We start from the raw sequence: 24789 nt of genomic DNA, 5'->3' as shown, positions 1-24789 counted from the left end.
CACGCAGAGCCCCAGGGCCCAGCCAGGGAAAACCGGCAACCCCGGCTCAAGCCAGCGCAGCGCCCAACGCCCGCAGAAACCCGTCCACCGTCCCCCGATCCCGCACAGCGACCCGCACCCACTCCTCCCCCAAGCCGGGAAACGTGTCCCCCCGCCGCACGGCATACCCCATCTCCCGCAACCGCCCCCGCACCACACCCGCCCCCGGCATCCGCACCAGGACGAACGGCCCCTGAGCAGGGGACACCACCCGCACGCCCCGCCCGGCGAACGCCGACAGCCCCGCCACCAGATGGCCCCGCTCCGCCGCCACCCGATGGGCCGCGTGCGCCGCCTCCGCCAGGGCCCGCGGGGCCACGCACGCCCCCGCCGCGGCCAGCGCCGGCGTGGACACCGGCCACAACGGCTGGGCCCGCTGAAGTTCCGCGATCGTCTCCGGCGCGGCCAGCACATAGCCGATCCGCAGCCCGGCCAGCCCCCACGTCTTGGTCAGGCTCCGCAGCACCACAAGGCCGGGCACATCCGTCCGCCCGGCCAGCGCCTCCCGCTCACCCGGCACCGCGTCCATGAACGCCTCGTCGACCACCAGCACCCGCCCCGGACGGGCGAGGGAGGCGACCGCCCCGGCCGGATGCAGCACCGACGTGGGATTCGTGGGGTTGCCGATCACCACCAGGTCGGCATCCTCCGGCACCGCCGCCGGATCCAGCCGGAAGCCGTCCGCCTCCCGCAGCAGCACCCGGTCCACGGTGTGCCCCGCGTCCCGCAAGGCCGCCTCGGGCTCGGTGAACTGCGGATGCACCACCACCGGCCGGCACACCTTCAGCGCCCGCGCGAGCAGGACGAACGCCTCCGCCGCCCCCGCGGTCAGCAGCACCCGCTCCACCGGAACCCCGTGCCGCCCGGCCACCGCCGCCCGCGCGGCCCGCCCGTCCGGGTAGGCGGCGAGCGAGTCCAGCGACCCGGCGATGTGCTCCCGCAGCCACGCGGGCGGTGTGTCCGCGCGGACGTTGACGGCGAGGTCGACCAGCGTGGCCCCGTCGTCCCGGACCTCGGCGTCCCCGTGGTGGCGCAGATCGTGCCCGCCCGTGGCGGTGTCCTCAGTGCGCATGGCTGTGTGCGTGCCCCCCGTGATGGTGATGCCCGTGCCCGTGCTCGTCGTCGTCCGGGTGGAAGTGCGGCTGCTGCGGCAGACCGACCTTGTCCTCGAAGCCGGGCAGCGCGATGCGGTACACGCACGAGTCGCAGTTCATCCTGAGGTCGCCCTTGACGGCCTCCTCGTACCGCTCCATCACCAGGTCGAGCAGCTCCGGCTCGGGCCCGATGACGTCCGCCGACAGCACCTCGGTCTCCGGGTGCGCGGCGGCCCAGCCCTCGGTCTGCTGCCGCACCCGGTCCGGCAGGATGCCGGTGAACAGGAAGTACGGGAGTACGACGATCCGCCGCGCCCCCAGCTTCGCGCACCGGTCGAGACCGCTCGGCACGTCCGGTGCCGCCAGCGACACGAACGCCGTCTCCACACCGGCGTACCCGCGCCCCTCCCACAGCAGCCGGGCGGCCTTGTGCACCTCGGCGTTGGCGTCCGGATCGGTCGAGCCGCGCCCGACGAGCAGCACGGTCACGTCGGCCCGGTCCTCCGGCTCGCGCGCCGAGGAGCCGAGCGCCTCGTCCAGCCGCCGCTCCAGCACGTTCAGCAGCGCCGGGTGCGGGCCGAGCGGACGGCCGTAGGTGTAGGAGATCCCGGGGTGCCGTTCCTTCTCGCGGGCCAGCGCGGCCGGGATGTCGCCCTTGGCGTGCCCGGCGGACACCAGCATCAGCGGGACGGCGGCGAAACGGCGTACGCCCCGCTCCACCAGTTCGGTCACCGCGTCACCCAGCGGCGGCGGGGACAGCTCGATGAAACCGCCCGCGACGGGCAGTTCGGGGTGGCGGCGGCCCAGCTCCCGGACGAAGTCGCGGAACGCCTCGGCTCCGGCGTCGTCCCGGGTGCCGTGGCCGGCGATGAGCAGGGCGGGCGGCGGGGTGGTCACGGCTTCTCCTCAGCGGGGGCGGGGTGGTACAGCAGGGCGTTGAGCGCGGCGGCGGCGACCGCCGAACCGCCCTTCTCGGACACGTTGCTCACGGCGGGCAGCCCGCTCTCGCGCAGCGCGGCCTTGGACTCGGCCGCGCCGACGAAACCGACGGGCAGACCGATGACGAGGGCGGGCGTGGCGTCCAGAGTCAGCAGCTCCTCCAGGGCGGTCGGCGCGTTGCCGATCACCCAGAGGGCGCCCGGGCCGACCTGCTCGTACGCGAGCCGTATCGCTCGCGCCGAGCGGGTCAGGCCCGGCCCGGACTCGGCGTCCTTCAGACGGCAGACGGTCTCGCGCCGGGTGATGCCGGCCCCGACCATCTCCACGTCCACGACGACCGGCGCCCCGGCGTGCAGAGCGGTGTGCGCCCGCTCCAGGTCGCCCTCGTCCATGACGAGATCGGTGGCGTACTCCAGGTCGGCGGCGGAGTGGATGACCCGCTCCACGACGGCCCGGGTCAGCGGCGGGAAGTGCGAGGTGTCCAGGCGGGCACGCAGCCGCCGGTAGGACTCCACCTCGATCGGATGGACCACGCGGTTCACCGGGCGCCCTCCTGCTCCTGACCCGCGGCGGAGCCGCTCGTCGATGCAGCGTCCTGCCAGCGGTAGCCGCGCGGCGTCACCATGCGGCCCGCGATCTCACGGGTCGCCGTGTTGCCCACGGTGACGACCGTCATCATGTCGACCGTCGCCGGGTCCAGCGCGGCCAGCGTCGTCAGCCGACTCGACTCGTCCGGCCGTGAGGCGTTGCGCACGACACCGACGGGCGTCGCCGGCTCCCGGTGCCCGGCGAGGATGGCCAGCGCCTTGGGCAGCTGCCAGTCGCGGCCCCGGGAACGCGGGTTGTAGAAGGTGACCACGAGGTCCGCCTCGGCCGCCGCCCGCACCCGCCGCTCGATGACCTCCCACGGCGTGTGCAGGTCGGACAGGCTGATCGACACATGGTCGTGGCCGAGCGGCGCGCCCAGGATCGCCCCGGCAGCGAGCGCCGCCGTCACGCCGGGCACGCCGAGCACGTCGATGTCGTCGGAGGCCTCGGCGAGCGCGGGGGAGGCCATCGCGTACACGCCCGCGTCCCCGCTGCCGATCAGCGCGACCGCGTGGCCCGCGCGGGCCTCGGCGACCGCCGTGCGGGCCCGCTCCTCCTCCGCGCCGAGCCCCGACTCGAGGATGCGGGTGCCGGGCCGCAGCAGGTCGCGGATCTGGTCGACGTACTGGTCGAGCCCGACCAGCACCGACGCGCGCCGCAGCTCCGCCTCGGCGCGCGGGGTGAGCAGGTCCCGGGCGCCCGGCCCGAGCCCGACCACCGCGAGCCGCCCGCGCCCCGGCCGCCGTACGACGGCACAGGTCGCCATCGCGGGGCTGGCCGCCGACTTGCGCTTGGGGACGAGGAGTTCGCCGCCCCGGACCAGCGCGGCGGCCTCCGCGACGGACGGCGTGCCGACGGCGGCGAGGGGCGCGTCCGACGGGTTGGGCACCTCGACGCCGGCCAGTTCCTCGGCGGAGTACGTCACCAGCGGCACGCCCAGCCGCTCGGCGGCGGCCACGATCCCCGGCTCCGCCGCCTTCGCGTCGACGGTGGCGAGCTCGGCGACGGACCGCACGGACAGCCCGGCTTCCCGCAGCGCGGCCTCGATCAGCCCCAGCACCTCGTCGGCCGGCGCACCCTTGGAGGCCCCGACCCCGACGACCAGGGACGGCGGCCGCAGCAGCACCTCGCGCTCGCCCGCCTCGACGTCCCGGTCGGTGAGCCGGATGGTGTACGCCCCCTTGGGCGCCGTCGGCAGCGGAGGCAGCGGCCACGCCAACTCGGCCTCCAGGGCGACGGGTTCGCCGTCCAGCAGGGCCCGCGAGACGGTCGCGACGGAGCCCTCCACCGGAAACCCGAGCGTGTCCAGACCGGGCAGCCCCACGGAGTCCGTCGCGGTGGTCACCACCGGCTCGGCACCCAGCAACCCGCCCACCTCACGGGCGAGTTCGTTGGCCCCGCCGCCGTGCCCGCCCACCAGCGACACGGCGAACCGTCCGCTCTCGTCGACGCACACCACACCCGGGTCCGACGTCTTGTCCGCCAGCAGCGGCGCCACGAGCCGTACCACGGCCCCCGTGGCCAGGAAGCACACGAGCTGCTCGCACTCCGCGAACGCGGCCCGTACGGCGTCCCCGACGGGACCCTCGTACACACGCGTACGGTCCGGCCACGCGGCGGCCACCCGGTCGCGCGCGGCCGCCCCCGCAGCGGTGGCGGAAATCAGGCCGATCACTGAGCAACTCCTCTACTACGAGCGGGGGTTCTGTTCCCCCACAGCAGGAAAACGGGATTGGTCGCGGCGAGCCGGGTCACGTCACCCGGCAGCGGCGCGAGCCGGGACGACTGGAGCAGCACGCCTTCGCACGCGAACCCGGCCTCGGTGAGCGCGGCCCGGACCGCCGGGACCCGGTCCAGCGCGGCCATCGCGACGACCACGGTCCGCCGGGCCCGCCGCGCGCACGCACCGACGATCTCGGGCAGTTCGCGTCCCCCGCCGCCGACGAACACGGCGTCGGGATCGTCGAGCCCGGCCAGCACCTGAGGTGCCGTGCCGTGCACCACGTGCACGTCGACGCCGTGCCCGGCGGCGTTGGCGTGGATCCGCTCCACCCCGTCCGGGGCCTTCTCCACCGCGCTGACGGCGGCACCGAGCCGCGCGCACTCCACGGCGACGGACCCGGACCCGGAGCCCACGTCCCACACCAGCTCGCCGGGGCGCGGCCCGAGCCGGGCCAGGGCCAGCGCCCGCACCTCGAACTTGGTGATCATCGAGTCGCGGTGGGCGAAGGCACCCTCGTCCAGCGCCCACCCGGCGGAAGCCGCGGCGGCCGGGCCGGCGAGCGTGCGTACGGGACCGAGCGTCCGCGACTCGTCCAGGCACAGCACGACGCTCACCGCCGTACCCCAGTCGCGTCCCGCGGCCTCGGCCGGCGTGACCCGCTCGACCCGCTCGTCCGCCGAGCCCAGCGCCGAGGCGATGACGAGGACCCGGTGGGAGGCGGTGCGGGCGAGCGCGGCACCCAGCTCGGCCGGTCCGGCGCCGGGCCCGGTCAGCACGGCGACCTTGGGATGCGCCCGGCACACGTGCACGGCCGTCCGCGCATTCCGCCCGTGCGCACTGACCACCACCGCGTCGTCCCAGGTCAGCCCGAGCCGCGCGAAGGCGGTCGCGACCGACGACACCCCGGGCCGCACATCCAGCAGCCCGGACCCGAACCGCTCGGCCAGCGCCCGCACGATCCCGAAGAACCCGGGATCGCCGGAGGCCAGCACGACCACGCGCCGGTCCTTGTCGACGTACTCCCGCATGGCGTCCAGGGCGGGAGCGAGCGGGCCGAGCACGATCCGCTCGGCGGTCTCCGGCAGTACCGCGGCGTCCAGGTGCCGCCGCCCGCCCACGACGAGCTCGGCCCCCGCCAGGGCATCTGCGTCGGCCGGCGCCCCGGTCCCCGTACCGACGACGGTGATCACGTACTCGCCCCCCGCTCGCGCAGGGCCTTGCGGGCCTCGGGGTCGGCCTTGCGGTAACCGTGGAAGTGACCGGGGTGGTACAGGTGCGAGCGGGTGCCCTCGGCGTCCAGGGCCGGGCCGACCAGGAAGAGGGTGTGCTTCCAGAGCTTGTGCTCCTTGACGGTCTCCTCCAGCGTGCCGACCGTGCACTTCACGACCAGCTCCTCCGGCCAGGTCGCCTGGTACGCGACGACGACCGGGGTATGGGTCGGGTAGCCGCCCTCCAGCAGCTCCCGCACCAGCTGCCCGCTGCGGGCCGCGGACAGGAAGACGGCCATGGTGGTGCCGTGCTTGGCGAACTCGCGCACCTCCTCGCCGGGCGGCATCGGCGTCTTGCCGCCCCCCAGCCGGGTGAGGATCACCGACTGCGCCACCTCGGGAATGGTCAGCTCACGCTGCGCGAGGGCGGCCACGGCCGAGAAGGCGGAGACGCCGGGCACGACCTCCGTCGCGATCCCGATCCGGGCACACCGGTCGAGCTGCTCCTGCGTGCCGCCCCACAGAGCCGGGTCGCCGGAGTGGATCCGGGCCACCTTCAGTCCCTCCCGGACGGCCCGCTCGTACACGGCGACGACGTCCTCCAGCGACATGGCCGCCGAGTCCAGGATCTCCGCACCCTCCCGCGCGTGGTCGAGGACCTCCGCCTGGACCAGGCTGGCCGCCCAGATCACCACGTCGGCCTCGGCGATGGCGCGGGCGGCACGGAATGTCAGCAGGTCGGCGGCGCCGGGGCCGGCACCGACGAAGGTCACCTTGCCGGTGGGGGCATCGGCCATGAGAATCTGTCCTCTCCTACAAGTCCTACGAGCAAAAGTCCTGTGAGTGCGGCGGCTACGGCCGGGTACGCGTGCGCGCGGGTCGATCGGATAGCAAGAGCACATGGCGGTCTTCGTCGCGCTGGGCGCGTTCCTGATGACGCTGGCCGGGGGCTGGACGGCACAACGCGTGACCGACCGCCGCCACCTGGTCCTGGGCCTGGCGGGAGGCCTGATGCTGGGCGTGGTCGGCCTCGACCTGCTGCCGGAGGCGCTGCACGCGGCCGGCCGCGAGGTGTTCGGCGTACCGGCGGCCCTGCTGCTGTTCGTGGCCGGCTTCCTGCTGGCGCACCTGGTGGAACGGACGCTGGCCGCACGGCAGGCGGCGCACGGCGGCGCCGAGGGACACAACCACCGCGCGCCCGAGGTGGGCCTGGCGGCGGCGTCCGCGATGGTCGGCCACAGCGCCATGGACGGCGTCGCGATCGGCGCGGCCTTCCAGGTGGGCGGCGGCATGGGCGCGGCGGTCGCGCTCGCCGTCATCGCCCATGACTTCGCGGACGGCTTCAACACCTTCACCATCACGAGCCTGTACGGCAACGCGCGCCGCAAGGCCGTCGCGATGCTCGTCGCCGACGCCTGCGCACCCGTGCTGGGCGCCGCCTCGACCGCGTTCCTGACCATCCCGGAGACGTTCCTCGGCGGCTATCTCGGCCTGTTCGGCGGCGCGCTGCTCTATCTCGCCGCCGCCGAGATCCTCCCCGAGGCCCACCACGAGCACCCCGCCCGCTCCACCCTGCTGTGCACGGTGGCCGGAGCGGCGTTCATCTGGCTCGTGGTCGGCCTCTCCGGCTGACACGTGCGGCGCTCTCAAAGCTTCCCGCCCCGTCCGCCGTCGCGCCGGGCGGGCGCGATCAGCGTGGAGAGGTACGGCAGCGGCCCGCCGTCCAGTTCGGCGGCCGGCCGTATCGATTCCTCGGCCAGCCCGAGCGCCGACCCCCACACGGCGCCGTCGAGCCGCCCGGTCTCCCGCAGCGCCTCGGCGACCTCCGCGGCCTGCCGCCCGAACTTGTACGCCACGACCGTTCCGGGCCCCGCGAGGGCCTCCTTGAGCACGGCCGACCCGGCGGTGACCGGCACCAGCGTCAGCGGCTCGGTGCCCTCGGTGAGCACGGCACCCGAGCGTGCGGCGAGATCCTGCATGGCGGTGATCCCGGGCACGGTCTCCACGACCGTCCCCGGCACCAGCTCCACGATGGTCTGCGCGAGATAGGTGAAGGTGGAGTACACGTTCGGGTCCCCGATGGTCGCGAACGCCACGGACCCGCGCCCCCTCAGCAGCTCGGCGACCCGCTCACCGGCCGCGTCCCAGGCGGTCTCGCGCCGCGCCCGGTCGGTCCGCTCGTTGAGCGCGAACACGACCCGTACGACCTTCTCCTCCGGCACGTAGTGCAACACGGTCGCCTCGGCCCGCCCGCGCTCACCACTGTCTTCCCCATCAGATGCAGCCATCACGGGCACGACGACGACATCGGCGGCACGAAGGGCGTTGACCCCCTTCACGGTCACCAGCTCCGGATCCCCGGGCCCCACCCCGACTCCCACCAGCCTGCTGCTCATGACGTCCGGCACCTCTCCACGAACCGACGGGCCACACCGGGCACGGACGCCCAGTGCGTGTGCAGATAACTCGCGTGCACGCCCTGCTGCACGAAACCTTCGACACGCGGCTGAGGACCGCGTACACCCCAGGCGGGCGCCGCCCCCGCCCCCGGCTCGACGACCGTCCGGTGGAACTCATGCCCACGCATCCGCGTCCCCGCCCCGGCGAGCACGCTGTCGCTCACGGCAACGGCGTCCCGATAGCCGAGCGTCAGCCGCTCGCTCATCCGGGCGGAGGCATCCACCACCCCGCACATGGGCCGCCCATCGAGCTCCCGGCAGAGATAGAGCAGCCCGGCACACTCGGCGGCGACGGGAGCTTTGCTCAGGGCGAGCTCGGCGACGGCCTTGCGCAGGGATTCGTTGGCGGACAGCTCGGCGGCGTAGACCTCGGGGAATCCGCCGCCTATCACCAGGCCCCGCGTTCCGTCAGGGAGTTGTTCGTCCCGCAGTGGATCAAAGGTGACGACTTCGGCACCTGCGGCCCGCAGCAACTCTGTGTGCTCGGCGTAGGAGAAAGTGAACGCCTCTCCACCGGCAACAGCCACCACCAGCCTGTCTGGGGGTCCCCCCTCTGGCGGGGTCGAAGGGGCGGAGCCCCTGGAGGACGGGAAGGGTAGGGGCGGCGGGGGCGCGATCTCCAGGGCCTCAGCCGGATCCCAGGCCGCACACGGCAACGTACCCGCCCCACGCGCCAGCGCCAGCAACCCCTCCAGATCGCACCCCGCCTCCACCTGCGCAGCCATCGCGGCAACGGCCTCCACCGCCGACGCCCGCCGCTCGGCAACCGGCACCAGCCCCAGATGCCGCGAAGGCGTCTCCACCGGAGCCACCCGCCGCAGCACCCCCAGCACGGGCACCCCGGCCGAGTCCAGCGCCTCCCGTAGAAGAACCTCATGCCGGTCGGACGCCACCTTGTTGAGGATCACGCCCCCGACCCGCACCTCCGGATCCCACGACGCGAACCCGTGCACCAGCGCCGCCACCGACCGCGACTGCGACGACGCGTCCACGACGAGCACCACCGGCGCCCGCAGCAGCTTCGCCACATGAGCGGTGGACGCCAGTTCACCCTCCCCGGCGGCCCCGTCGTACAGCCCCATCACACCCTCGACGACGGCGATCTCACATCCGCGCGCCCCGTGCAGGAACAGCGGCCCGATCAGCTCGGGCCCGCACAGGTACGCGTCGAGGTTCCGCCCCACCCGCCCCGTGGCGAGCGCGTGGTACCCGGGGTCGATGTAGTCCGGCCCGACCTTGTGCGGGGACACGGCGAGCCCCCGCGCGGTCAGCGCCGCCATCAGCCCCGTGGCAACGGTGGTCTTGCCGCTGCCCGAAGCGGGCGCGGCGATGACCAGCCGAGGGACGGACGAAGTCACCACTCGATGCCCCTCTGGCCCTTCTGGCCCACGTCCATCGGATGCTTGACCTTGGACATGTCGGTGACGAGGTCCGCGAACTCCACGAGCTTCTCGGGCGCGTTCCGCCCGGTGATCACGACATGCTGGGTCCCGGGCCGGTCGCGCAGCACCTCCACGACCTCGTCCGTGTCGACCCAGCCCCAGTGCATCGGGTACGCGAACTCGTCCAGCACGTACAGCTTGTACGTCTCGGCGGCCAGGTCCCGCTTGACCTGCTCCCAGCCCTCGCGGGCCTTGTCCTCATTGTCCATCTGGTCATCCCGCTGGACCCACGACCACCCCTCGCCCATCTTGTGCCAGTCGACGGACCCGCCCTCCCCGGACGCCCCGAGCACCCGCAGCGCGTTCTCCTCGCCGACCTTCCACTTGGCCGACTTGACGAACTGGAACACCCCGATGGGCCACCCCTGGTTCCAGGCGCGCAGGGCGAGCCCGAAGGCGGCGGTCGACTTGCCCTTCCCGATGCCCGTGTGCACGACCACCAGCGGCCGGTTGCGCCGCTGCCGGGTCGTCAACCCATCGTCCGGCACCACACTCGGCTGTCCCTGAGGCATTACGCGGCCCTCCTCTGTACGTCCTTCACCAGTCCGGCGATGCTGTCCGCCCGCAGCTCGTCGAGCGTCACCGCGGTGCCGCCGAGCTCACCCGCGAGCTGCCCGGCGAGCCCCAGCCGCACGGGCCCCGACTCGCAGTCGACGACCACGGAGGCGGTTCCCTCGGCCGCGAACAACCGGGCCGCCCGCCCCGCCAGAGCCACCGGCTCCGGGCCACCGGTGGCCCGCCCGTCCGTCACGACCACGACCAGCGCCCGCCGCGCCGGATCCCGCAGCCGCTCCACGCGCAGCACGTCGTGCGCCTTCAGCAGCCCGGCGGCGAGCGGCGTCCGCCCGCCGGTGGGCAGCGACTCCAGCCGGGCCGCCGCCGCGTCCACGGACGACGTGGGCGGCAGCGCCACCTCGGCGGCCGACCCCCGGAACGTCACCAGCCCCACCTTGTCCCGCCGCTGGTAGGCGTCGAGCAGCAGCGACAGCACAGCGCCCTTCACGGCGCTCATCCGCTGCCTGGCCGCCATCGACCCGGAGGCGTCGACGACGAACAGCACGAGGTTGCCCTCACGCCCCTCGCGCGTCGCCTGCCGCAGATCGTCCCGCCGCACTACCAGCCCCGGCCCCGACCGCCCCCGCGCCCGCTGGTGCGGGGCGGCGGCCTGCACGGTCGCCGCCAGGTGCAGCTTGGTCAGCGTGCCCCGCGGGCGCCGGGCCCCGGTGGTCCGCCCGTGCTCGGTCCGCGCCCGCGACCGCCGCCCGGCGGCGCCCTCGCCGATGCCGGGGACGCTGAGCACCTTGGCGCGGAAGGGCTCGGAGGCCCGCGCCGGGGCCTGTTCGCCCGCCCCGGCGCCGGACGGCTGCGGCTCCCCGCCCTCACCGGCCTCGGGGCGCGCGCCGGTGTTCCCGCCCTGCGGATCGCCGTCGCCCTGCGGGGGCTGCCCGCCGCCACCGCCACCGGGGCCGTCGGGGTCCGGGTCGTCGTCCTCGCCGGAGAACTCCTCCAGCGTCTGGTCCAGCTTGTCCTCGTCGAGCCCCGGCGCGTCGAACGGATTGCGGCGCCGGCGGTGCGGCAGCGCCAGCAGCGCCGCCTGCCGCACGTCCTCCGCGAGCACATCGGTCCGACCGGCCCAGGCGGCCAGCGCGGTCGCGGTACGCGCCATCACGATGTCGGCCCGCATGCCGTCCACCTCGAAGGCCGCGCAGGTCGCCGCGATCTGCCTGAGCGCGCCGTCGCCCAGCCGCACCGACGGCAACAGCTCCCGCGCCGCGACGATCCGCGCCCGTACGGCGGCCTCCTCGTCCGCCCAGCGGGCGGCGAAGGCGGCGGGATCGTCGTCGTACGCCAGCCGCCGCCGCACGACCTCCACCCGCTGGTCCGGTTCCCGGGAGGCCGCCACCTCCACGGTCAGCCCGAACCGGTCCAGCAACTGCGGCCGCAGCTCGCCCTCTTCGGGGTTCATGGTGCCGACCAGCAGGAACTTCGCGGCGTGCCGGACGGATACGCCCTCACGCTCGACGTACGACGCGCCCATCGCCGCCGCGTCCAGCAGCAGGTCGACCAGGTGATCGTGCAGGAGGTTGACCTCGTCGACGTACAGGATGCCGCGGTGCGCGTCCGCGAGGAGCCCCGGCTCGAAGGCCTTCACGCCCTCCGCCAGCGCCCGCTCGATGTCCAGCGCCCCGACCAGCCGGTCCTCGGAGGCACCGACGGGCAGCTCGACCATCCGCGCCGACCGGGACTCGAACGCCCCCGGCTCGTGCGGCCCGTCCGGGCAGGCGGGGTCGGGGGAGCCGGGGTCACAGGAGAACCGGCACCCGGAGACGACGTCCACCTGAGGCATCAGCGCCGACAGCGCGCGCACCGCCGTCGACTTGGCCGTGCCCTTCTCGCCGCGCACCAGCACACCACCCACCGCCGGGGACACGGCGTTCAGCAGCAGCGCGAGCCGCAGATCGTCCTGGCCGACGACGGCCGTGAACGGAAACGGGGTACTCACGCCGCGATCACTCCTTCGAGTGGCTGATGCGAGGGCAGGGCGCCGCGCGCCGCCGGGGCTGCCACCCTGCTGCTGTGGTCCCCGCCGACGCGGGGGTGGTCCGAAGTCGAACCCGTGGGCACCGCGCGGGACGACGTGCTCCCCGCTAGTGCGGGGGTTTTCAGGGAGCTCACGCTTCTCCCTCCAGATCGCCCTCGAGCTCGAGGTAGGTCGCCCGGAGCCGGTCCAGGGTCTCCTGGTCCGGCTCCGCCCAAAGGCCTCGGTCCGCGGCTTCCAGCAGGCGCTCGGTGATGCCCCTCAGCGCCCACGGGTTGGACTTACGCATGAACTCCTGGTTCTCCGGCGAGAAGACGTACTCCGCGCTGAGCTTCTCGTACATCCAGTCGTCGACCACGCCGGCGGTGGCGTCGTAGCCGAAGAGGTAGTCGACGGTCGCCGCCATCTCGAAGGCGCCCTTGTAGCCGTGCCGGCGCATGGCCGCCATCCAGCGCGGGTTGACCACGCGGGCGCGGAAGACGCGGTGGGTCTCCTCGCCGAGCGTGCGGGTCTTCACCTGGTCCGGCACGGCCGAGTCGCCGACGTACGCCTCGGGGGAGGCCCCCGTCAGGTGGCGCACCATGGCGACCATGCCGCCGTGGTACTGGAAGTAGTCGTCGGCGTCGACGAGGTCGTGCTCGCGGGTGTCGACGTTCTTCGCGGCGACGGCGATCCGCTTGAACGCCGTCTCCATGTCCCCGCGCGCCGCCCGCCCGTCGAGCCCGCGCCCGTAGGCGTAGCCGCCCCACACCGCGTACACCTCCGCGAGGTCCGCGTCGGAGCGCCAGTTGCGGGCGTCGATCAGCGGCAGCAGACCGGCACCGTAGGCCCCCGGCTTCGAGCCGAAGACACGGGCGGTCGCGCGCCGCCGGTCGCCGTGCTCGGCGGTGTCCTCGTCGGCGTGCGCCTTCACGTAGTTCTGTTCGGCGGGCTCGTCCAGCTCCGCGACCTTGCGCACCGCGTCGTCGATCAGCCCGACCACATGCGGGAACGCGTCCCGGAAGAAGCCGGAGATGCGCACGGTGACGTCGATGCGCGGCCGGCCCAGCTCCGCCGGCGGGACGACCTCGAAGCCCGTCACCCGGCGCGAGGCGTCGTCCCAGACCGGGCGGCAGCCCAGCAGCGCGAGGATCTCGGCGATGTCGTCGCCCTGGGTGCGCATGGCGGACGTGCCCCAGACCGTCAGGCCGACGGACTTCGGGTACTCGCCCGTGTCCTGGAGATAGCGCGCGACCAGCGAGTCCGCCAGCGACTGGCCGACTTCCCAACTCAGTCTGGAGGGAATGGCCTTGGGGTCGACGGAGTAGAAGTTGCGGCCGGTCGGCAGGACGTTCACCAGGCCGCGCGTCGGCGAGCCGGACGGGCCCGCCGGGACGTAACCGCCTTCCAGCGCACGGAGGATGTGACCGATCTCGTCGGTGGTCCGCGCGAGCCGCGGTACGACCTCCGTGCAGGCGAACTCCACCACGGCGACCGCCTCCGGGAGTTGGGTGCCGAGCACGTCACCCACCAGACCGGGGGCGGCCGTCACGTTCCACGCCCGGGTCTCCATGCCCTCCGCGATCCGCCGGCACAGCTGCTCCAGCAGGTCGATCGTGTCGGCGGCCGTCCGCGCCGGACCCTCCACCAGGTCCGTCAGCTCCACCGGCACCTTCACCGGGGCGCCCGGCTCGGCCAGCAGGTCCTTCTCCACCAGCCCGAAGTGAGCCGCCAGCGAAGCCCTCAGCCCGGGCAGCGCGTTGGCCTGCCCGCCCCAGACCTGCGCGGCCCGCAGCACGGCGAGCACGAGGTTCACGCGCGGTTCGCCGACCGGGCCGCCGCCCAGGATGTGCAGACCGTCGCGGATCTGCACATCCTTGATCTCGCAGAGGTAGCCGTCGATGTGCATGACGAACTCGTCGAACTCGGCGTCGTCCGGCTGCTCGGCCACGTGCAGGTCGTGGTGCAGCTCGGCCGCCTTGACCAGGGTCCAGATCTGCGCGCGCACCGCCGGCGCCTTCGCCGGGTCCAGGTCGGAGACCAACGCGTACTCGTCGAGAAGCTGCTCCAGCTTGGCCAGGTCGCCGTAGGTGTCGGCGCGGGCCATCGGCGGCACCAGGTGGTCGACGACCGTGGCGTGCCCGCGCCGCTTGGCCTGGGTGCCCTCGCCGGGGTCGTTGACGATGAACGGGTAGATCAGCGGGAGGTCGCCGAGGACGGCGTCCGGGGCGCACCCGGCGCTCAGCCCGAGGCCCTTGCCCGGCAGCCACTCCATCGTGCCGTGCTTGCCCATGTGCACGATCGCGTCGGCGCCGAAACCCCCCTCCGATGTCGCGGCCTCCAGCCACCGGTAGGCCGCCATGTAGTGGTGCGACGGCGGCATGTCGGGGTCGTGGTAGATCGCGATCGGGTTCTCGCCGAAGCCGCGCGGCGGCTGGATCATCACGACGACGTTCCCGAACCGCAGGGAGGCGAGGACGATGTCGTCCCCGTCGACGTAGAGGGAGCCCGGCGGCTCGCCCCACGCCTCCAGCATGGCTCCCTTGAGGTCAGGGTCGAGCTTGTCGAACCAGTCGCGATAGTCGGCCAGCGGCACCCGCGCGGGCGCGGCGGCCAGCTGCTCCTCCGTGAGCCACTCGACGTCGTGCCCGCCGGCCTCGATGAGGCGGTGGATCAGCTCGTCCCCGTTGTCGGGGTACTCGCTGACCCCGTACCCGGCATCCCTGAGGGCGTCCAGCACCCGTACCGCCGAGGCCGGCGTGTCCAGGCCCACCGCGTTGCCGACCCGGGAGTGCTTGGTCGGATAGGCGGTGAAGACCAGCGCGACCTTCTTGTCGGCGTTGGCCTTGTGCCTCAACTGGGCGTGGCGTACGGCGATCCCGGCGACGCGCCCGGCCCGCTCGGGGTCGGCCACGTACACCGGCACCTCGTCGGGGCCCTGCTCCTTGAAGGAGAACGGCACGGTGACGATCCGCCCGTCGAACTCCGGGATCGCCACCTGCATCGCCGCGTCCATGGGGGAGAGGGCGGCATCGGACTCGTCCCAGGCCGCGTGCGACGAGGTGAGGCACAGGCCCTGCAGCACGGGGATGTTCAGGTCGGCGAGCGCCCCGATGTCCCAGGACTCCTCGTCACCGCCCGCCGAGGCCTGCGAGGCGTGCGTGCCGCCCGCGGCGAGCACGGTGGCCACCAGGGCGTCCGCCTTGCCGAGGATCTCGTACAGCCCCGCGTCCGCCCCGCGCAGCGAACCGCAGTAGACGGGCAGGGCGTTGGCGCCCCGCGCCTCGATCGCGTCGCACAGGGTGTCCACGAAGGCGGTGTTGCCGCTCAGTTCGTGGGCGCGGTAGAAGAGCACGCCGACGGTCGGGCGGCCGTCCTGGAGCGTACGGGAGCCGTGCACACCGTACTCGGGCATCTTCCGCGGCTCGACGAACCCCTCACCGGTCAGCAGCACGGTGTCGGACAGGAACCGGGCGAGCTCGGTCAGGTTCTCCGGGCCGCCCTCCACGAGGTACCTGAGCGCCTCGGCCACGACACCGGCGGGCACGGACGACTCGGCCATCAACTCGGCGTCGGGCACGGCCTCGCCGCCGAGCAGGACGGTCGGGACGCCCGAGGCCTTCAGCGTGGCGAGCCCGTCCTCCCAGGCGCGCTTGCCGCCGAGCAGCCGTACGACGGCGATGTCGGCGCCCGCGAGGAGCGACGGCAGCTCGCCCGCCACGTCCACCCGGGTCGGGTTGCCGATCCGGTACGACCCGCCGGAGGCCCGCGCCGCCAGCAGATCGGTGTCGGCGGTCGACAACAACAACACTGTGCTCATACGGGCGCTCCCGGTGGAATGAAGGACAGTCCTTGCGGCGCGCCCGACTCGATGAGCCGCCAGAGCGCGTCCGTGTCCGCGTGCTGTTCGATCAGATCGCCGAGCCGGTCGAGCTGCTCCTCGCGCAGCGCGGCGAACGACGTGTCGGGGGCCGGTACGAAGCGGCGGCCCGCGGCGGCCGCCACCTCGCGCAGGAAGGCCCGCCGGAAGCCGTCCGACTCCAGCGAACCGTGCCAGTGCGTGCCCCAGGTCTGGCCGACCCGGCAACCGTCCAGGAAGGGAATCCCGCCCGTCACTTCGGCGACCCCGTGATGGATCTCGTATCCTTCGACCGGCTCGCCGAGGGCTTCCCCGACAGGCCGGGTGAGGGTCTTCTCGCGGGCGAACCGCACGCGGACGGGAAGGACCCCGAGGCCGTGTACCTGCCCGGCGCGCGACTCGACCTCGTCCTCGATGTGCTCACCGAGGATCTGGAAGCCGCCGCAGATGCCGAGCACGGGCCGCTGTTCGGCGGCCCTGCGGACGAGCGCCTCGGCAAGCCCCCGCTCCCGCAGCCACTCCAGGGCCCGGACCGTGCCCCGCGTCCCCGGGATCACCACGAGGTCGGCGTCGGCCAGTTCCTCCGGCCGGTCCACGAACCGCACCACGACACCCGGTTCGGCGGCCAGCGCGTCCACGTCCGTGAAGTTGGACATCAGCGGGATCGCGCACACGGCGACCCGCAGCACGTCCTCGCCGACGGGCGGGGCGGTGTTCGACTCGCGGACCGTGCCCCGCAAAGACACCCGCAGTCCGTCCTCCTCGTCGATGCCGAGCCCGTGCCGGAAGGGCAGCACGCCGTACGTCCGCCGCCCGGTGAGCCCGAGCAGCATGTCGAGGCCGGGTTCCAGCAGGGAGACGTCGCCGCGGAACTTGTTGACGAGGAACCCGGCGACGAGTTCCTGGTCCTCGGGGGAGAGCAGGGCGACGGTCCCGAAGAAGGAGGCGAAGACGCCCCCGCGGTCGATGTCGCCGACGACGAGCACGGGCAGCCGCGCGTTCCTCGCGATCCCCATGTTCACGATGTCGGTCCGCCGCAGATTGATCTCGGCGGGCGAACCGGCGCCCTCACAGATCACCGCGTCATACGTGCCCCGCAACTCCTCCAGGCACTCCAGCACGGTCCCCAGCAGCCGCTGCTGGCGCCCCCCGTGGTAGCCACGGGCGCTCAGCTCGCCCACGGGCTTGCCCAGCAGCACCACTTGGCTGCTCTGTTCCCCACCGGGCTTGAGCAGCACGGGATTCATCAGCGCGGTCGGCTCGACCCGGCACGCCTGCGCCTGCATGGCCTGTGCCCGCCCGATCTCCGCGCCCTGGCGCGTCACGAACGAGTTGAGGGACATGTTCTGCGCCTTGAAGGGCGCGACCTTGACCCCCTGCCGCACCAGCCAGCGGCAGATCCCGGCCGTGACGACGCTCTTGCCCGCGTCGGAGGTGGTGCCGGCGACGAGGAGACCCCCGCTCATTTCCCACGTCCCTTCACGAGGATGCGCGCGGCGGCGGTGACGCCGAGCGCCAGGAGACCGACGCGCCTGGAGAGCCGTACGGCCCGGTCGATGTCGGGCACGGCGACGGCGCGTCCCTCCTGGTGGAGCACCGGCCGGTGCTCCACCCGCCCGCCGTACGAGAGCGTCCCGCCCAGCCGCACGCCGAGCGCCCCCGCGAACGACGCCTCCACGGGCCCGGCGTTGGGGCTCGGGTGCCGGTCCGCGTCGGCCCGCCAGGCCCGTACGGCACCGCGGCGGTCGTCCCCGGCCGCGGCGGCCAGTACGGCGGTCAACCGCGCCCCCGGCCAGCCCGCGAGGTCGTCCAGCCGGGCCGAGGCCCACCCGTACCGCCGGTATCGGGGCGACTTGTGCCCGACCATGGCGTCGAGGGTGTTGACGGCCCGGAAGCCCAGCAGACCCGGGACCCCGCCCACGGCTCCCCACACCAGGGCCCCCACCACCGCGTCGGAGGTGTTCTCGGCGACGGACTCCACCACGGCCCGGGCGATCCCGTCGGCGTCGAGCGCCTGCGGATCCCTTCCGCACAGGTGCGGCAGCCGCGCCCGGGCGGCCTCTACGTCCCCGGCCTCCAGGGCACGCCCGATGCCACGGGCCTCGCGGGCGAGGGAGGTTCCGCCCACGACGGCCCAGGTGGCGGCGGCGGTCAGCGCGACGGAGGCGGCACGGGAGGGACGTACGGCCGCGGCGGCGACGGCTCCCAGGCCGGCGGCACCGCCCACGCACACCGCGGTGTGCAGCGCGCCCCACCCCCGGTGGTCCCGCCACAGCACCCGCTCGACGGCACCGGCGGCCCGCCCGAACGCGGCCACCGGATGCCCGCGCCGCGGGTCACCGAGCAGATGGTCGCCGAGGAGGCCGGCGGCGGCGCCGTACGCGAAGACGCGATCGGCACGCATCGGCTCAGCCGGCCGTGGGGGCGGGCAGCGATCTGGTGCGGTACCTGAGAGCCTGCGCTCTCAAACGGCAGGCGAGCATGGCGATATGTCCTCACTCAGGGTGTCCGCGCCCTGGTTCGACGAGACCGGCGGTGGGAGTTCCTGGCTCCCGGGGCTACCTACCCCGGTGACAGTGGCGGGACCGCGCCGGATTCACACCGGCTTCCTCCCTTGCCGCCGTACATGGCTCCGGAAGTCCACCACGGCCCCGGAAGGGCCGTCAACTTGCCGTTGACCTGCACGGGGAGAGTGTGCTGAGGCCCACATCGAAGCCCGGGTGGTGGTGGGGCGGCATGCGAAAGGCTCCTTCCCGAAGACTTCGAAGTCTTCGGGAAGGAGCCTGTTCGAGGCCTGGGTCAGGCCTTGTGCATGATCAGGTAGATCCCGTAGGCCACCGCTGCCGCGCACGCCGCGAAGCACACGTACGCCCCGGTGACGGCCAGCGCCGCCGAGTCGCCCTGCGCGACGGCGCGTTCGCGTCGTGACAGGCCCTGGACGCCGAGGGTGAAGAGGGCCACCAGGCCGACGGTGACCGCGAGGCTGACGCCGAAGACGGAGCCGAGGGCTGCCCAGTCGATCTTCATAACAGAGGCTGCTTTCTTGGTGCCCGGGTGCCCGGGATCAGACGGCGGCGGCCGGCGGGGTCGCCGGGTCGGCGGCGACGGGTGCCGCAGGGGACGGGATCGTGGCCGACAGGTCCTCGGCCACCACACCCACCGGGGGCGGGGTGACGACGGCGATCGCGGTGGTGATCACGCCGGCCGGCTCCTCGGTCTCGTTGACGTTGCTCGCGTCGACCACCTCGCGGCGGGAGAGCTTCCAGATCGCGGCGCTGGAGGCCACGAGGAAGACCGCCACCAGCGCGGTGCCCCAGTCGCCGAGGTCGGTGACCGTCTCGGCGAGCGCGCCGACCAGCGCGGCGGCCGGGAGGGTCAGCGCCCAGGCGACGAACATCCGGGTCGCCGTGGACCAGCGGACCACTCCGCCCTTGCGGCCCAGGCCCGCGCCCATCACGGAGCCGGAGACGACATGGGTGGTGGAGAGGGAGAAGCCGAGGTGGGAGGAGGCGAGGATGGCGGTCGCGGCGCTGGTCTGGGCCGCGAAGCCCTGCCGCGGCTCCAGTTCGGTCAGGCCCTTGCCCATGGTGCGGATGATGCGCCAGCCGCCGATGTAGGTGCCGAGCGCGATGGCCATGCCCGCGGAGAGGATCACCCAGGTGGGAGGGTTGGAGCCGGGGGCGATGGAACCGCCGGCGATCAGCGCGAGGGTGATGATGCCCATCGTCTTCTGCGCGTCGTTGGTGCCGTGGGCGAGGGAGACCAGACCGGCCGAGGCGATCTGGCCGGCGCGGTAACCCTTGCGGGTGGCCTCGCCCTCGGCGTTCTTGCCGATGCCGTAGGAGAACCGGGTGGCGAGCATCGCCGCGATGCCCGCGACGACCGGCGCGGCGACCGCCGGGAGCAGCACCTTGGTGACGAGGACGTCACCGTGGACGGCACCGAAGCCCGCGGAGGCGACGGTGGCGCCGATCAGGCCGCCCATGAGGGCGTGCGAGGAACTGGAGGGCAGCCCCACCAGCCAGGTGACCAGGTTCCAGAGGATCGCGCCGACCAGGGCGGCGAATATGACCTCGGGACGTATGCCGTTCTCGTCGACGAGACCCTTGGAGATCGTGTTGGCGACCTCCACGGAGAGGAAGGCGCCCACAAGGTTGAGCGCGGCGGACATGGCCACCGCGACCTTGGGCTTGAGTGCACCGGTCGAGATGGTGGTGGCCATCGCGTTGGCGGTGTCGTGGAAACCGTTCGTGAAATCGAACGCAAGTGCGGTTACGACCACAATCGCGAGGATCAGCGAGAAGCTTTCCATTTACCCAGGCATTCTTTCGAGCGTCGTTGGCTGGTTGACCGTAAGCAACCTGGGTGAACGGAAGATGAACTGGGATGGGCATTGTGGTGCCGGATACGGAGGTGGCCGTTCCGCTCCGGTTTGGCCCTTCGGCTAGTCGCCCCTCGCGAACGACTTCAGTCCGGCCGGGGAGCCGTTGAAGAGATTTTGGTCACCCGGAAGGCTGCCGCTGTTGTCGTACTGCCAGAAGGTCCAGTGCGACCACCCGGCCGGCAGGGCGCCGGGGTCCCCGGAGTGGCGGGCGAGCCACAGCGCGTGGTCGGCGAAGGCGCGGCTGCGGCCGGTGCAGTCGTTCCACCAGTGGGCGGTGGAGTAGATCACCGGGCGGCGGCCGGTCTCCCGTTTCATCTCGTCGCTGAAGTCCTGGATCCAGTCGACCATCCTCGCCCTGCTCAGGCCGTAGCACTTGTGCCCGCCGTCGTACGGGTTGTACTCGATGTCCAGTGCGGGCGGCAGTGTCCAGCCGTCGGCGGTCCAGGAGCCGCCGTGGCGCACGAAGTACGCGGCCTGGGCGGCTCCCGGCGACTCGTCCGGCAGTGCGAAGTGGTACGCCCCCCTGATCAGGCCGGCCTCGCGCGAGCCGCTGTACTGCCGGGTGAAGTAGGGGTTGCGGTAGTCGGTGGACTCGGTCGCCTTGATGTAGACGAAGCGGGCGCCCTTGGCCTTCACTTCCGGCCAGTCGACGTTCTTCTGGTGGGACGAGACGTCGTGCCCCTTGGGCAGGCCCGCCGCCGTGGCCCGGGCGCCGGTGAGGGCCGCCGCCGCGACGGCGAGCGCCGCTGTGGCCGTCACGAGCAGGCGGGCGTGAAGGCGGGTGCGAAGGCGGGCGTGAAGGCGGGTGCGAAAACGTGTACGAAGATGGTACAAGTCCATGATTCCCCCCGGAATGGCGACATGCACGACGAAACGTGCAAAGAGTATTGGAAGATCGTGTGATGAACGATGATCTCCGGCCAAGCGTGAGTAGGGAGGTATTTATGGAGCTATGCACCTTTTCGGGGAGGGCTCGATTCCGGCCTGGACAGCGCCACCGTGACGCCGCGTCAGCAGCCGCCCTGGCAGGATCACGGCCATGGCTGAAGAGAGCAGGGGCGTGCGTGAGCAGGAGTCACGGGCCTGGGAGGCGCTGGTCGCGACGGCCCGCCGGACCGTGGCCGAGGGACTCGTCGTCGGCACCTCCGGCAACGTGTCGGTACGCGTCGGCGACACCGTGCTGGTCACGCCGTCGGGCGTCCCGTACGACCGGCTGACGCCGTACGACGTGACCGGCGTCGACCTCACCGGACGGCAGGTGCTCGGCACACTGGTGCCGACCAGCGAACTGCCCATGCACCTCGCCGTGTACCGCACCACCGGCGCCGCCGCCGTCGTGCACACGCACGCCGTGCACGCCACGGCCGTCTCGACCCTCGTCACCGAACTCCCGGCGGTCCACTACATGACCTGCGCGCTCGGCGGCCCCGTCCGAGTCGCCCCCTACGCGACCTACGGCACCGAGGAGTTGGCCGAGAACATGCTCCGCGCCCTCGCCGACCGCTCCGGCTGCCTCCTGAAGAACCACGGCACGATCACTCACGGCACCACCCTCGACCAGGCCTACGACCGCACCGCCCAGCTGGAATGGATGTGCCGCCTGTGGCTGACGGCGTCCTCGGTGCCCGGGCTGACGCCGTCCCTGCTGACCCCGGAGCAGCTGGCCGCGGTGGGGGAGAAGCTGCGGGGGTACGGCCAGCGGAGCTGAAGGCGGCCCGGGGATTGAAAGGGGCCTCCCGCTGGAACCCGCAAGGACATGTCACCCCGACACCCGCTCCCGCTGGCCGGTCGGCCGGCCCACCGGGACACTGGACCCGTGCGCACCGTCACAGCGGCGGCCTCGGCCGTCACCGCGGTCCTGGCGGCCGGCGCGGCCGGTGTGGCCGCCGGGCGGATGGCCAGCGACGCCGCGCTCAAGGCCGTCCCCGGCAGACCGCTGCCCACCGAGCCCCGGCTCACCGTGCACGCCATGGCCGAGGGCAGACTCGCCCTCACCCGCGCCCTGGCCTCGCTGCGCCCCGGCACCTACGGCCTGGCCGGCGACGGCTCGCACGCCGTCGTGGGGCCCGTCCTGGAGGCCGCCGCGCCCTCCCCCGACACCGTCGTACGCCGCCTGGAACGCGTCACCCACGGCACGCTCGACCCCGGCGACCAGGTCTGGCTCACCCCCAACCTGTACGTCGGCAACCCGGGCGCCGCCCTCGGCCTCGACCACGCCGACATCGACGTGCCCGGCGACCTCGGCGCCCTGCCCGCCTGGTTCGTGCCCGGCGCCCGGGACACCTGGGTGATCGCGGTGCACGGCCTCGGCACCACCCGCGAACACCCCATGAACGTCATGGGATTCCTGCACGAACTGCGGTTCTCCGTGCTCGCCCTCGCCTACCGCGGCGACCTCGGCGCCCCCCGCTCCCCGGACGGCCTGAACCACCTCGGCGAGACCGAGTGGCGCGACCTCGACGCGGCGATCCGCTACGCCGTCCGCTACGGCGCCCGGCGCGTCGTCCTCTACGGCTGGTCCACCGGCGCCGCCATGGCCCTGCACGCCGCCGCGCGGTCCCCCCTGCGCGAGCATGTCTCCGGGCTCGTCCTGGACTCGCCGGTGCTCAACTGGGAGGCCACACTGCGCGCCCTCGCCGCGGCCCGGGGGGCGCCCGACTTCCTGCTGCCGCTCGCCGTACGGGCCGCGCAGGGCCGCGCCGGACTGCGGGCCGACCACCTCGCGGAGACCGCCGACCCGGCGCGGCTGAGCGTGCCCACCCTGCTGATCCACGGACCGGACGACGTGGTGGCCCCCTGGGAGTACTCCCGCCGCCTCGCGGGCCGGCGCACCGACCTGGTCGCCCTGCACACCGTGCGGAACGCCCCGCACGGGGCGATGTGGAACGCCGGCCCCGAGGAGTACGAGGAGACCGTACGGCGGTTCCTGACGCCGCTGATGTGACCGCCCGGCAGGAGGCCGGACGCCCCCGTTCCGGCCGTTCCGTTCAAGGCCGTACCACTGGCCTGAACACCCCTCCCCGCTTCCCGCCGGAACGTGTCCATTGGCCCACCCCGTCGCCCGCCGTGACATTCCGTTTGGGTTTTCGGACCGTCAACCGGAAGACTGCACCCGTGACGTCCCGTATCCCGCGCGACTCCAGGCTTCGACTCGTCCGACCGCGACCCCTGGCCGCCGCCCCCCGAGCGATGAACCAGCGGCGCTCGCGCCGCCCCGCACCCCGCCCGCCGGAGGGCACGCCCGCCCCCGCCGAGCTGGCCCGAATGGCGCGATCCCGCCTCGCCGACGCGGCCCGCGTGGCCCACTGGGCCGACGCCGCACTCGGCCCCGGCCGCGACGCCGCGACCGCCGACGGCAAGGCCACCCTCTCGGAGACGACCGCCGAACGCGCCGCCGCCGACCTGGGCCTGACCGCGGCTCAGATCCGCGCCGACTGGGACACCGCCCGCCTCGCCGGTCTCGTCGAGGTGCACGGCGACAGCGCGCGCCCCGGCTGGCGGCTGCGCGCCTGGGACCGGGACGACAGCGCCGTGCTGCGCGGCTGGGTCGCCCTCTTCGACGCCTGGTCGCTCGCCTACCCGGAGCCCGCGGACCACGAGCCCGCCGCCGTCGCCGAGGTCGTCTCGGCCATGCCCCAGGTGCTCTCCTTCCTCCAGCTGTCCGCCGGGCCCGTCCCGGTCGAGCAGCTCCTCGACCTGCTCCAGCAGCGCGTCACCGAACTGCGCACCGAGCGCTGCGAGATCTCCTACGGGCCCGATCCCGGGGCCCCGGCGGGCGCCGCGCCCACCACCGTCCCGTCGGCGGAGCCCACACCCGACCTCGCGCCGCTGCTCGACTGGGCCCTGCACGCCCTCGCCTCCGTCGGCGCCCTCACCGACGGCGACGGTCAGGCCACGCTCACCCCGCTGGGCAGCTGGGCGGTGTGGGTCAAGCTGGAGCAGATCTGTGTGGCCGCGCAGAGCCCCGCCGGGAACATCGAACAGGGCGCCGAGGACATGCTGCGCGGCTGCGCCCAGCTGCGCCCCAACGCGGCCCGCGCCGAATACCGCGCCTGGCTCGCCGCCCGGCCCGTCGGCAGCGCCGTCACCGAGCTCATCGACGCCGCCCGCGGCGAGGACGCCCTGCTGCGCGGCCTCGCCTTCGAGGCGCTGCGCGTCGTCGGCGCGCCCGCCGAGGCGGACGTGCACGCCGTCGTCGACGAGGCGGCACTCCGGCCGTACGCCCTGCTGTGGCTCGCCGAGCACGACGGGGCCGACCCGGAGGACGCCCACGAGGTCCTCACCCGTCAGGAGGCCACCTGGCTGTGGGTGGACACCGCCGCCGCCGTCGCCGACCACGGCGAGGCCCCGATGCTCGTCCGCCATCTGGAGTCCGCGGTCCAGCCCACCGTCCCCCAACTGCTGGACGAGGTCCGCGCGGTCGGCCATCCACGCACCGTGCAGGTCCTGGTCGCCCTCGCCGCAGCCCACCCCGACCCCGCCCTCGCCAAAGCGGTGCGCCGGGCCGCGTTCCAGGTGCACACCGGGGGATAGAGC

20 protein-coding genes and 1 riboswitch are annotated in these 24789 nt (G+C 73.6%); of the genes, 4 read left to right on the top strand and 16 right to left on the bottom strand.

What is annotated here, in order from left to right; genetic code table 11:
- Nucleotides 1–46 precede the first annotated feature (46 nt).
- Genes cobC through cobM form a run of 6 tightly spaced genes read right to left on the bottom strand, consistent with a single transcriptional unit; the run spans nt 47 to nt 6388 of the window.
- Complete coding sequence (cobC, locus tag ACH45E_RS42890) at nt 47–1111, bottom strand: Rv2231c family pyridoxal phosphate-dependent protein CobC (RefSeq protein WP_361455317.1); 1065 nt, start codon at nt 1109–1111, stop codon at nt 47–49.
- Nucleotides 1101–2030: a sirohydrochlorin chelatase gene (locus ACH45E_RS42885; protein WP_361455320.1), complete on the bottom strand. Its 930-nt coding sequence runs from the start codon at nt 2028–2030 to the stop codon at nt 1101–1103. The genes cobC and ACH45E_RS42885 overlap by 11 nt, the downstream gene beginning before the upstream one ends.
- Nucleotides 2027–2614, bottom strand: a complete 588-nt coding sequence (locus ACH45E_RS42880; protein ID WP_361455323.1) for a precorrin-8X methylmutase — start codon at nt 2612–2614, stop codon at nt 2027–2029. The genes ACH45E_RS42885 and ACH45E_RS42880 overlap by 4 nt, the downstream gene beginning before the upstream one ends.
- Complete coding sequence (gene cobJ, locus ACH45E_RS42875) at nt 2611–4335, bottom strand: precorrin-3B C(17)-methyltransferase (protein ID WP_361455326.1); 1725 nt, start codon at nt 4333–4335, stop codon at nt 2611–2613. The genes ACH45E_RS42880 and cobJ overlap by 4 nt, the downstream gene beginning before the upstream one ends.
- Nucleotides 4332–5573, bottom strand: a complete 1242-nt coding sequence (gene cbiE, locus ACH45E_RS42870) for a precorrin-6y C5,15-methyltransferase (decarboxylating) subunit CbiE (protein WP_361455329.1) — start codon at nt 5571–5573, stop codon at nt 4332–4334. Before cbiE ends, cobJ begins: the two co-directional genes overlap by 4 nt.
- Nucleotides 5570–6388: a precorrin-4 C(11)-methyltransferase gene (gene cobM, locus ACH45E_RS42865; RefSeq protein ID WP_361455332.1), complete on the bottom strand. Its 819-nt coding sequence runs from the start codon at nt 6386–6388 to the stop codon at nt 5570–5572. Before cobM ends, cbiE begins: the two co-directional genes overlap by 4 nt.
- A gap of 103 nt (nt 6389–6491) precedes the next feature.
- On the opposite strand from cobM, the gene ACH45E_RS42860 reads away from it, so the two are divergent.
- Nucleotides 6492–7223, top strand: a complete 732-nt coding sequence (locus ACH45E_RS42860; protein ID WP_361455335.1) for a ZIP family metal transporter — start codon at nt 6492–6494, stop codon at nt 7221–7223.
- A gap of 14 nt (nt 7224–7237) precedes the next feature.
- On the opposite strand, the gene cobI is transcribed toward ACH45E_RS42860, so the two are convergent.
- The 10 genes from cobI to ACH45E_RS42810 form a co-directional block, all read right to left on the bottom strand.
- On the bottom strand, nt 7238–7987 hold the full coding sequence (cobI, locus tag ACH45E_RS42855) for a precorrin-2 C(20)-methyltransferase (RefSeq protein ID WP_361455338.1): 750 nt from the start codon (nt 7985–7987) through the stop codon (nt 7238–7240).
- Nucleotides 7984–9408, bottom strand: a complete 1425-nt coding sequence (locus ACH45E_RS42850; protein ID WP_399042713.1) for a cobyrinate a,c-diamide synthase — start codon at nt 9406–9408, stop codon at nt 7984–7986. The genes cobI and ACH45E_RS42850 overlap by 4 nt, the downstream gene beginning before the upstream one ends.
- Entirely contained in the window at nt 9405–10004 is a 600-nt protein-coding gene (gene cobO, locus ACH45E_RS42845; RefSeq protein WP_361455344.1) for a cob(I)yrinic acid a,c-diamide adenosyltransferase, read from the bottom strand. Before cobO ends, ACH45E_RS42850 begins: the two co-directional genes overlap by 4 nt.
- Entirely contained in the window at nt 10004–11995 is a 1992-nt protein-coding gene (locus tag ACH45E_RS42840) for a putative cobaltochelatase (protein WP_361455347.1), read from the bottom strand. Before ACH45E_RS42840 ends, cobO begins: the two co-directional genes overlap by 1 nt.
- Nucleotides 11996–12164: 169 nt before the next feature.
- Entirely contained in the window at nt 12165–15830 is a 3666-nt protein-coding gene (gene cobN / locus ACH45E_RS42835; RefSeq protein WP_361455350.1) for a cobaltochelatase subunit CobN, read from the bottom strand.
- Nucleotides 15827–17335 carry a cobyric acid synthase gene (locus tag ACH45E_RS42830; RefSeq protein WP_361455353.1) on the bottom strand — a complete coding sequence of 503 codons (1509 nt, stop codon included), beginning with the start codon at nt 17333–17335 and terminating at the stop codon, nt 15827–15829. Before ACH45E_RS42830 ends, cobN begins: the two co-directional genes overlap by 4 nt.
- Complete coding sequence (locus ACH45E_RS42825; RefSeq protein ID WP_361455356.1) at nt 17332–18273, bottom strand: cobalamin biosynthesis protein; 942 nt, start codon at nt 18271–18273, stop codon at nt 17332–17334. Before ACH45E_RS42825 ends, ACH45E_RS42830 begins: the two co-directional genes overlap by 4 nt.
- A 115-nt stretch (nt 18274–18388) precedes the next feature.
- Nucleotides 18389–18529, bottom strand: a riboswitch (cobalamin riboswitch).
- 139 nt (nt 18530–18668) lie between these two features.
- Nucleotides 18669–18896: a hypothetical protein gene (locus ACH45E_RS42820; protein WP_361455359.1), complete on the bottom strand. Its 228-nt coding sequence runs from the start codon at nt 18894–18896 to the stop codon at nt 18669–18671.
- A gap of 37 nt (nt 18897–18933) precedes the next feature.
- Nucleotides 18934–20181, bottom strand: a complete 1248-nt coding sequence (locus ACH45E_RS42815; RefSeq protein WP_361455362.1) for an inorganic phosphate transporter — start codon at nt 20179–20181, stop codon at nt 18934–18936.
- Nucleotides 20182–20313: 132 nt separating this feature from the next.
- Nucleotides 20314–21093 carry a lysozyme gene (locus ACH45E_RS42810; protein WP_361455365.1) on the bottom strand — a complete coding sequence of 260 codons (780 nt, stop codon included), beginning with the start codon at nt 21091–21093 and terminating at the stop codon, nt 20314–20316.
- 199 nt (nt 21094–21292) lie between these two features.
- Between ACH45E_RS42810 and ACH45E_RS42805 the strand changes: the two genes are divergently transcribed.
- The 3 genes from ACH45E_RS42805 to ACH45E_RS42795 all read left to right on the top strand — a co-directional run bounded on the left by ACH45E_RS42805 (nt 21293) and on the right by ACH45E_RS42795 (nt 24786).
- Nucleotides 21293–21961 (top strand): class II aldolase/adducin family protein, encoded by a 669-nt coding sequence (locus ACH45E_RS42805; RefSeq protein ID WP_361455368.1) that lies wholly within the window; start codon nt 21293–21295, stop codon nt 21959–21961.
- A 108-nt stretch (nt 21962–22069) separates the two neighbouring features.
- Nucleotides 22070–23197, top strand: a complete 1128-nt coding sequence (locus ACH45E_RS42800; protein WP_361455371.1) for an alpha/beta fold hydrolase — start codon at nt 22070–22072, stop codon at nt 23195–23197.
- 170 nt (nt 23198–23367) lie between these two features.
- A complete protein-coding gene (locus ACH45E_RS42795; protein ID WP_399042708.1) occupies nt 23368–24786 on the top strand; it encodes a hypothetical protein in 1419 nt (472 codons plus the stop codon).
- Nucleotides 24787–24789: the final 3 nt, after the last annotated feature.

It is taken from the genome of Streptomyces sp. NPDC020299 (assembly GCF_044387825.1).
Classification (GTDB): domain Bacteria; phylum Actinomycetota; class Actinomycetes; order Streptomycetales; family Streptomycetaceae; genus Streptomyces.
The sequence above is the reverse complement of the archived record's forward strand: the minus strand, read 5'-3'. Positions and strand labels throughout refer to the sequence as shown.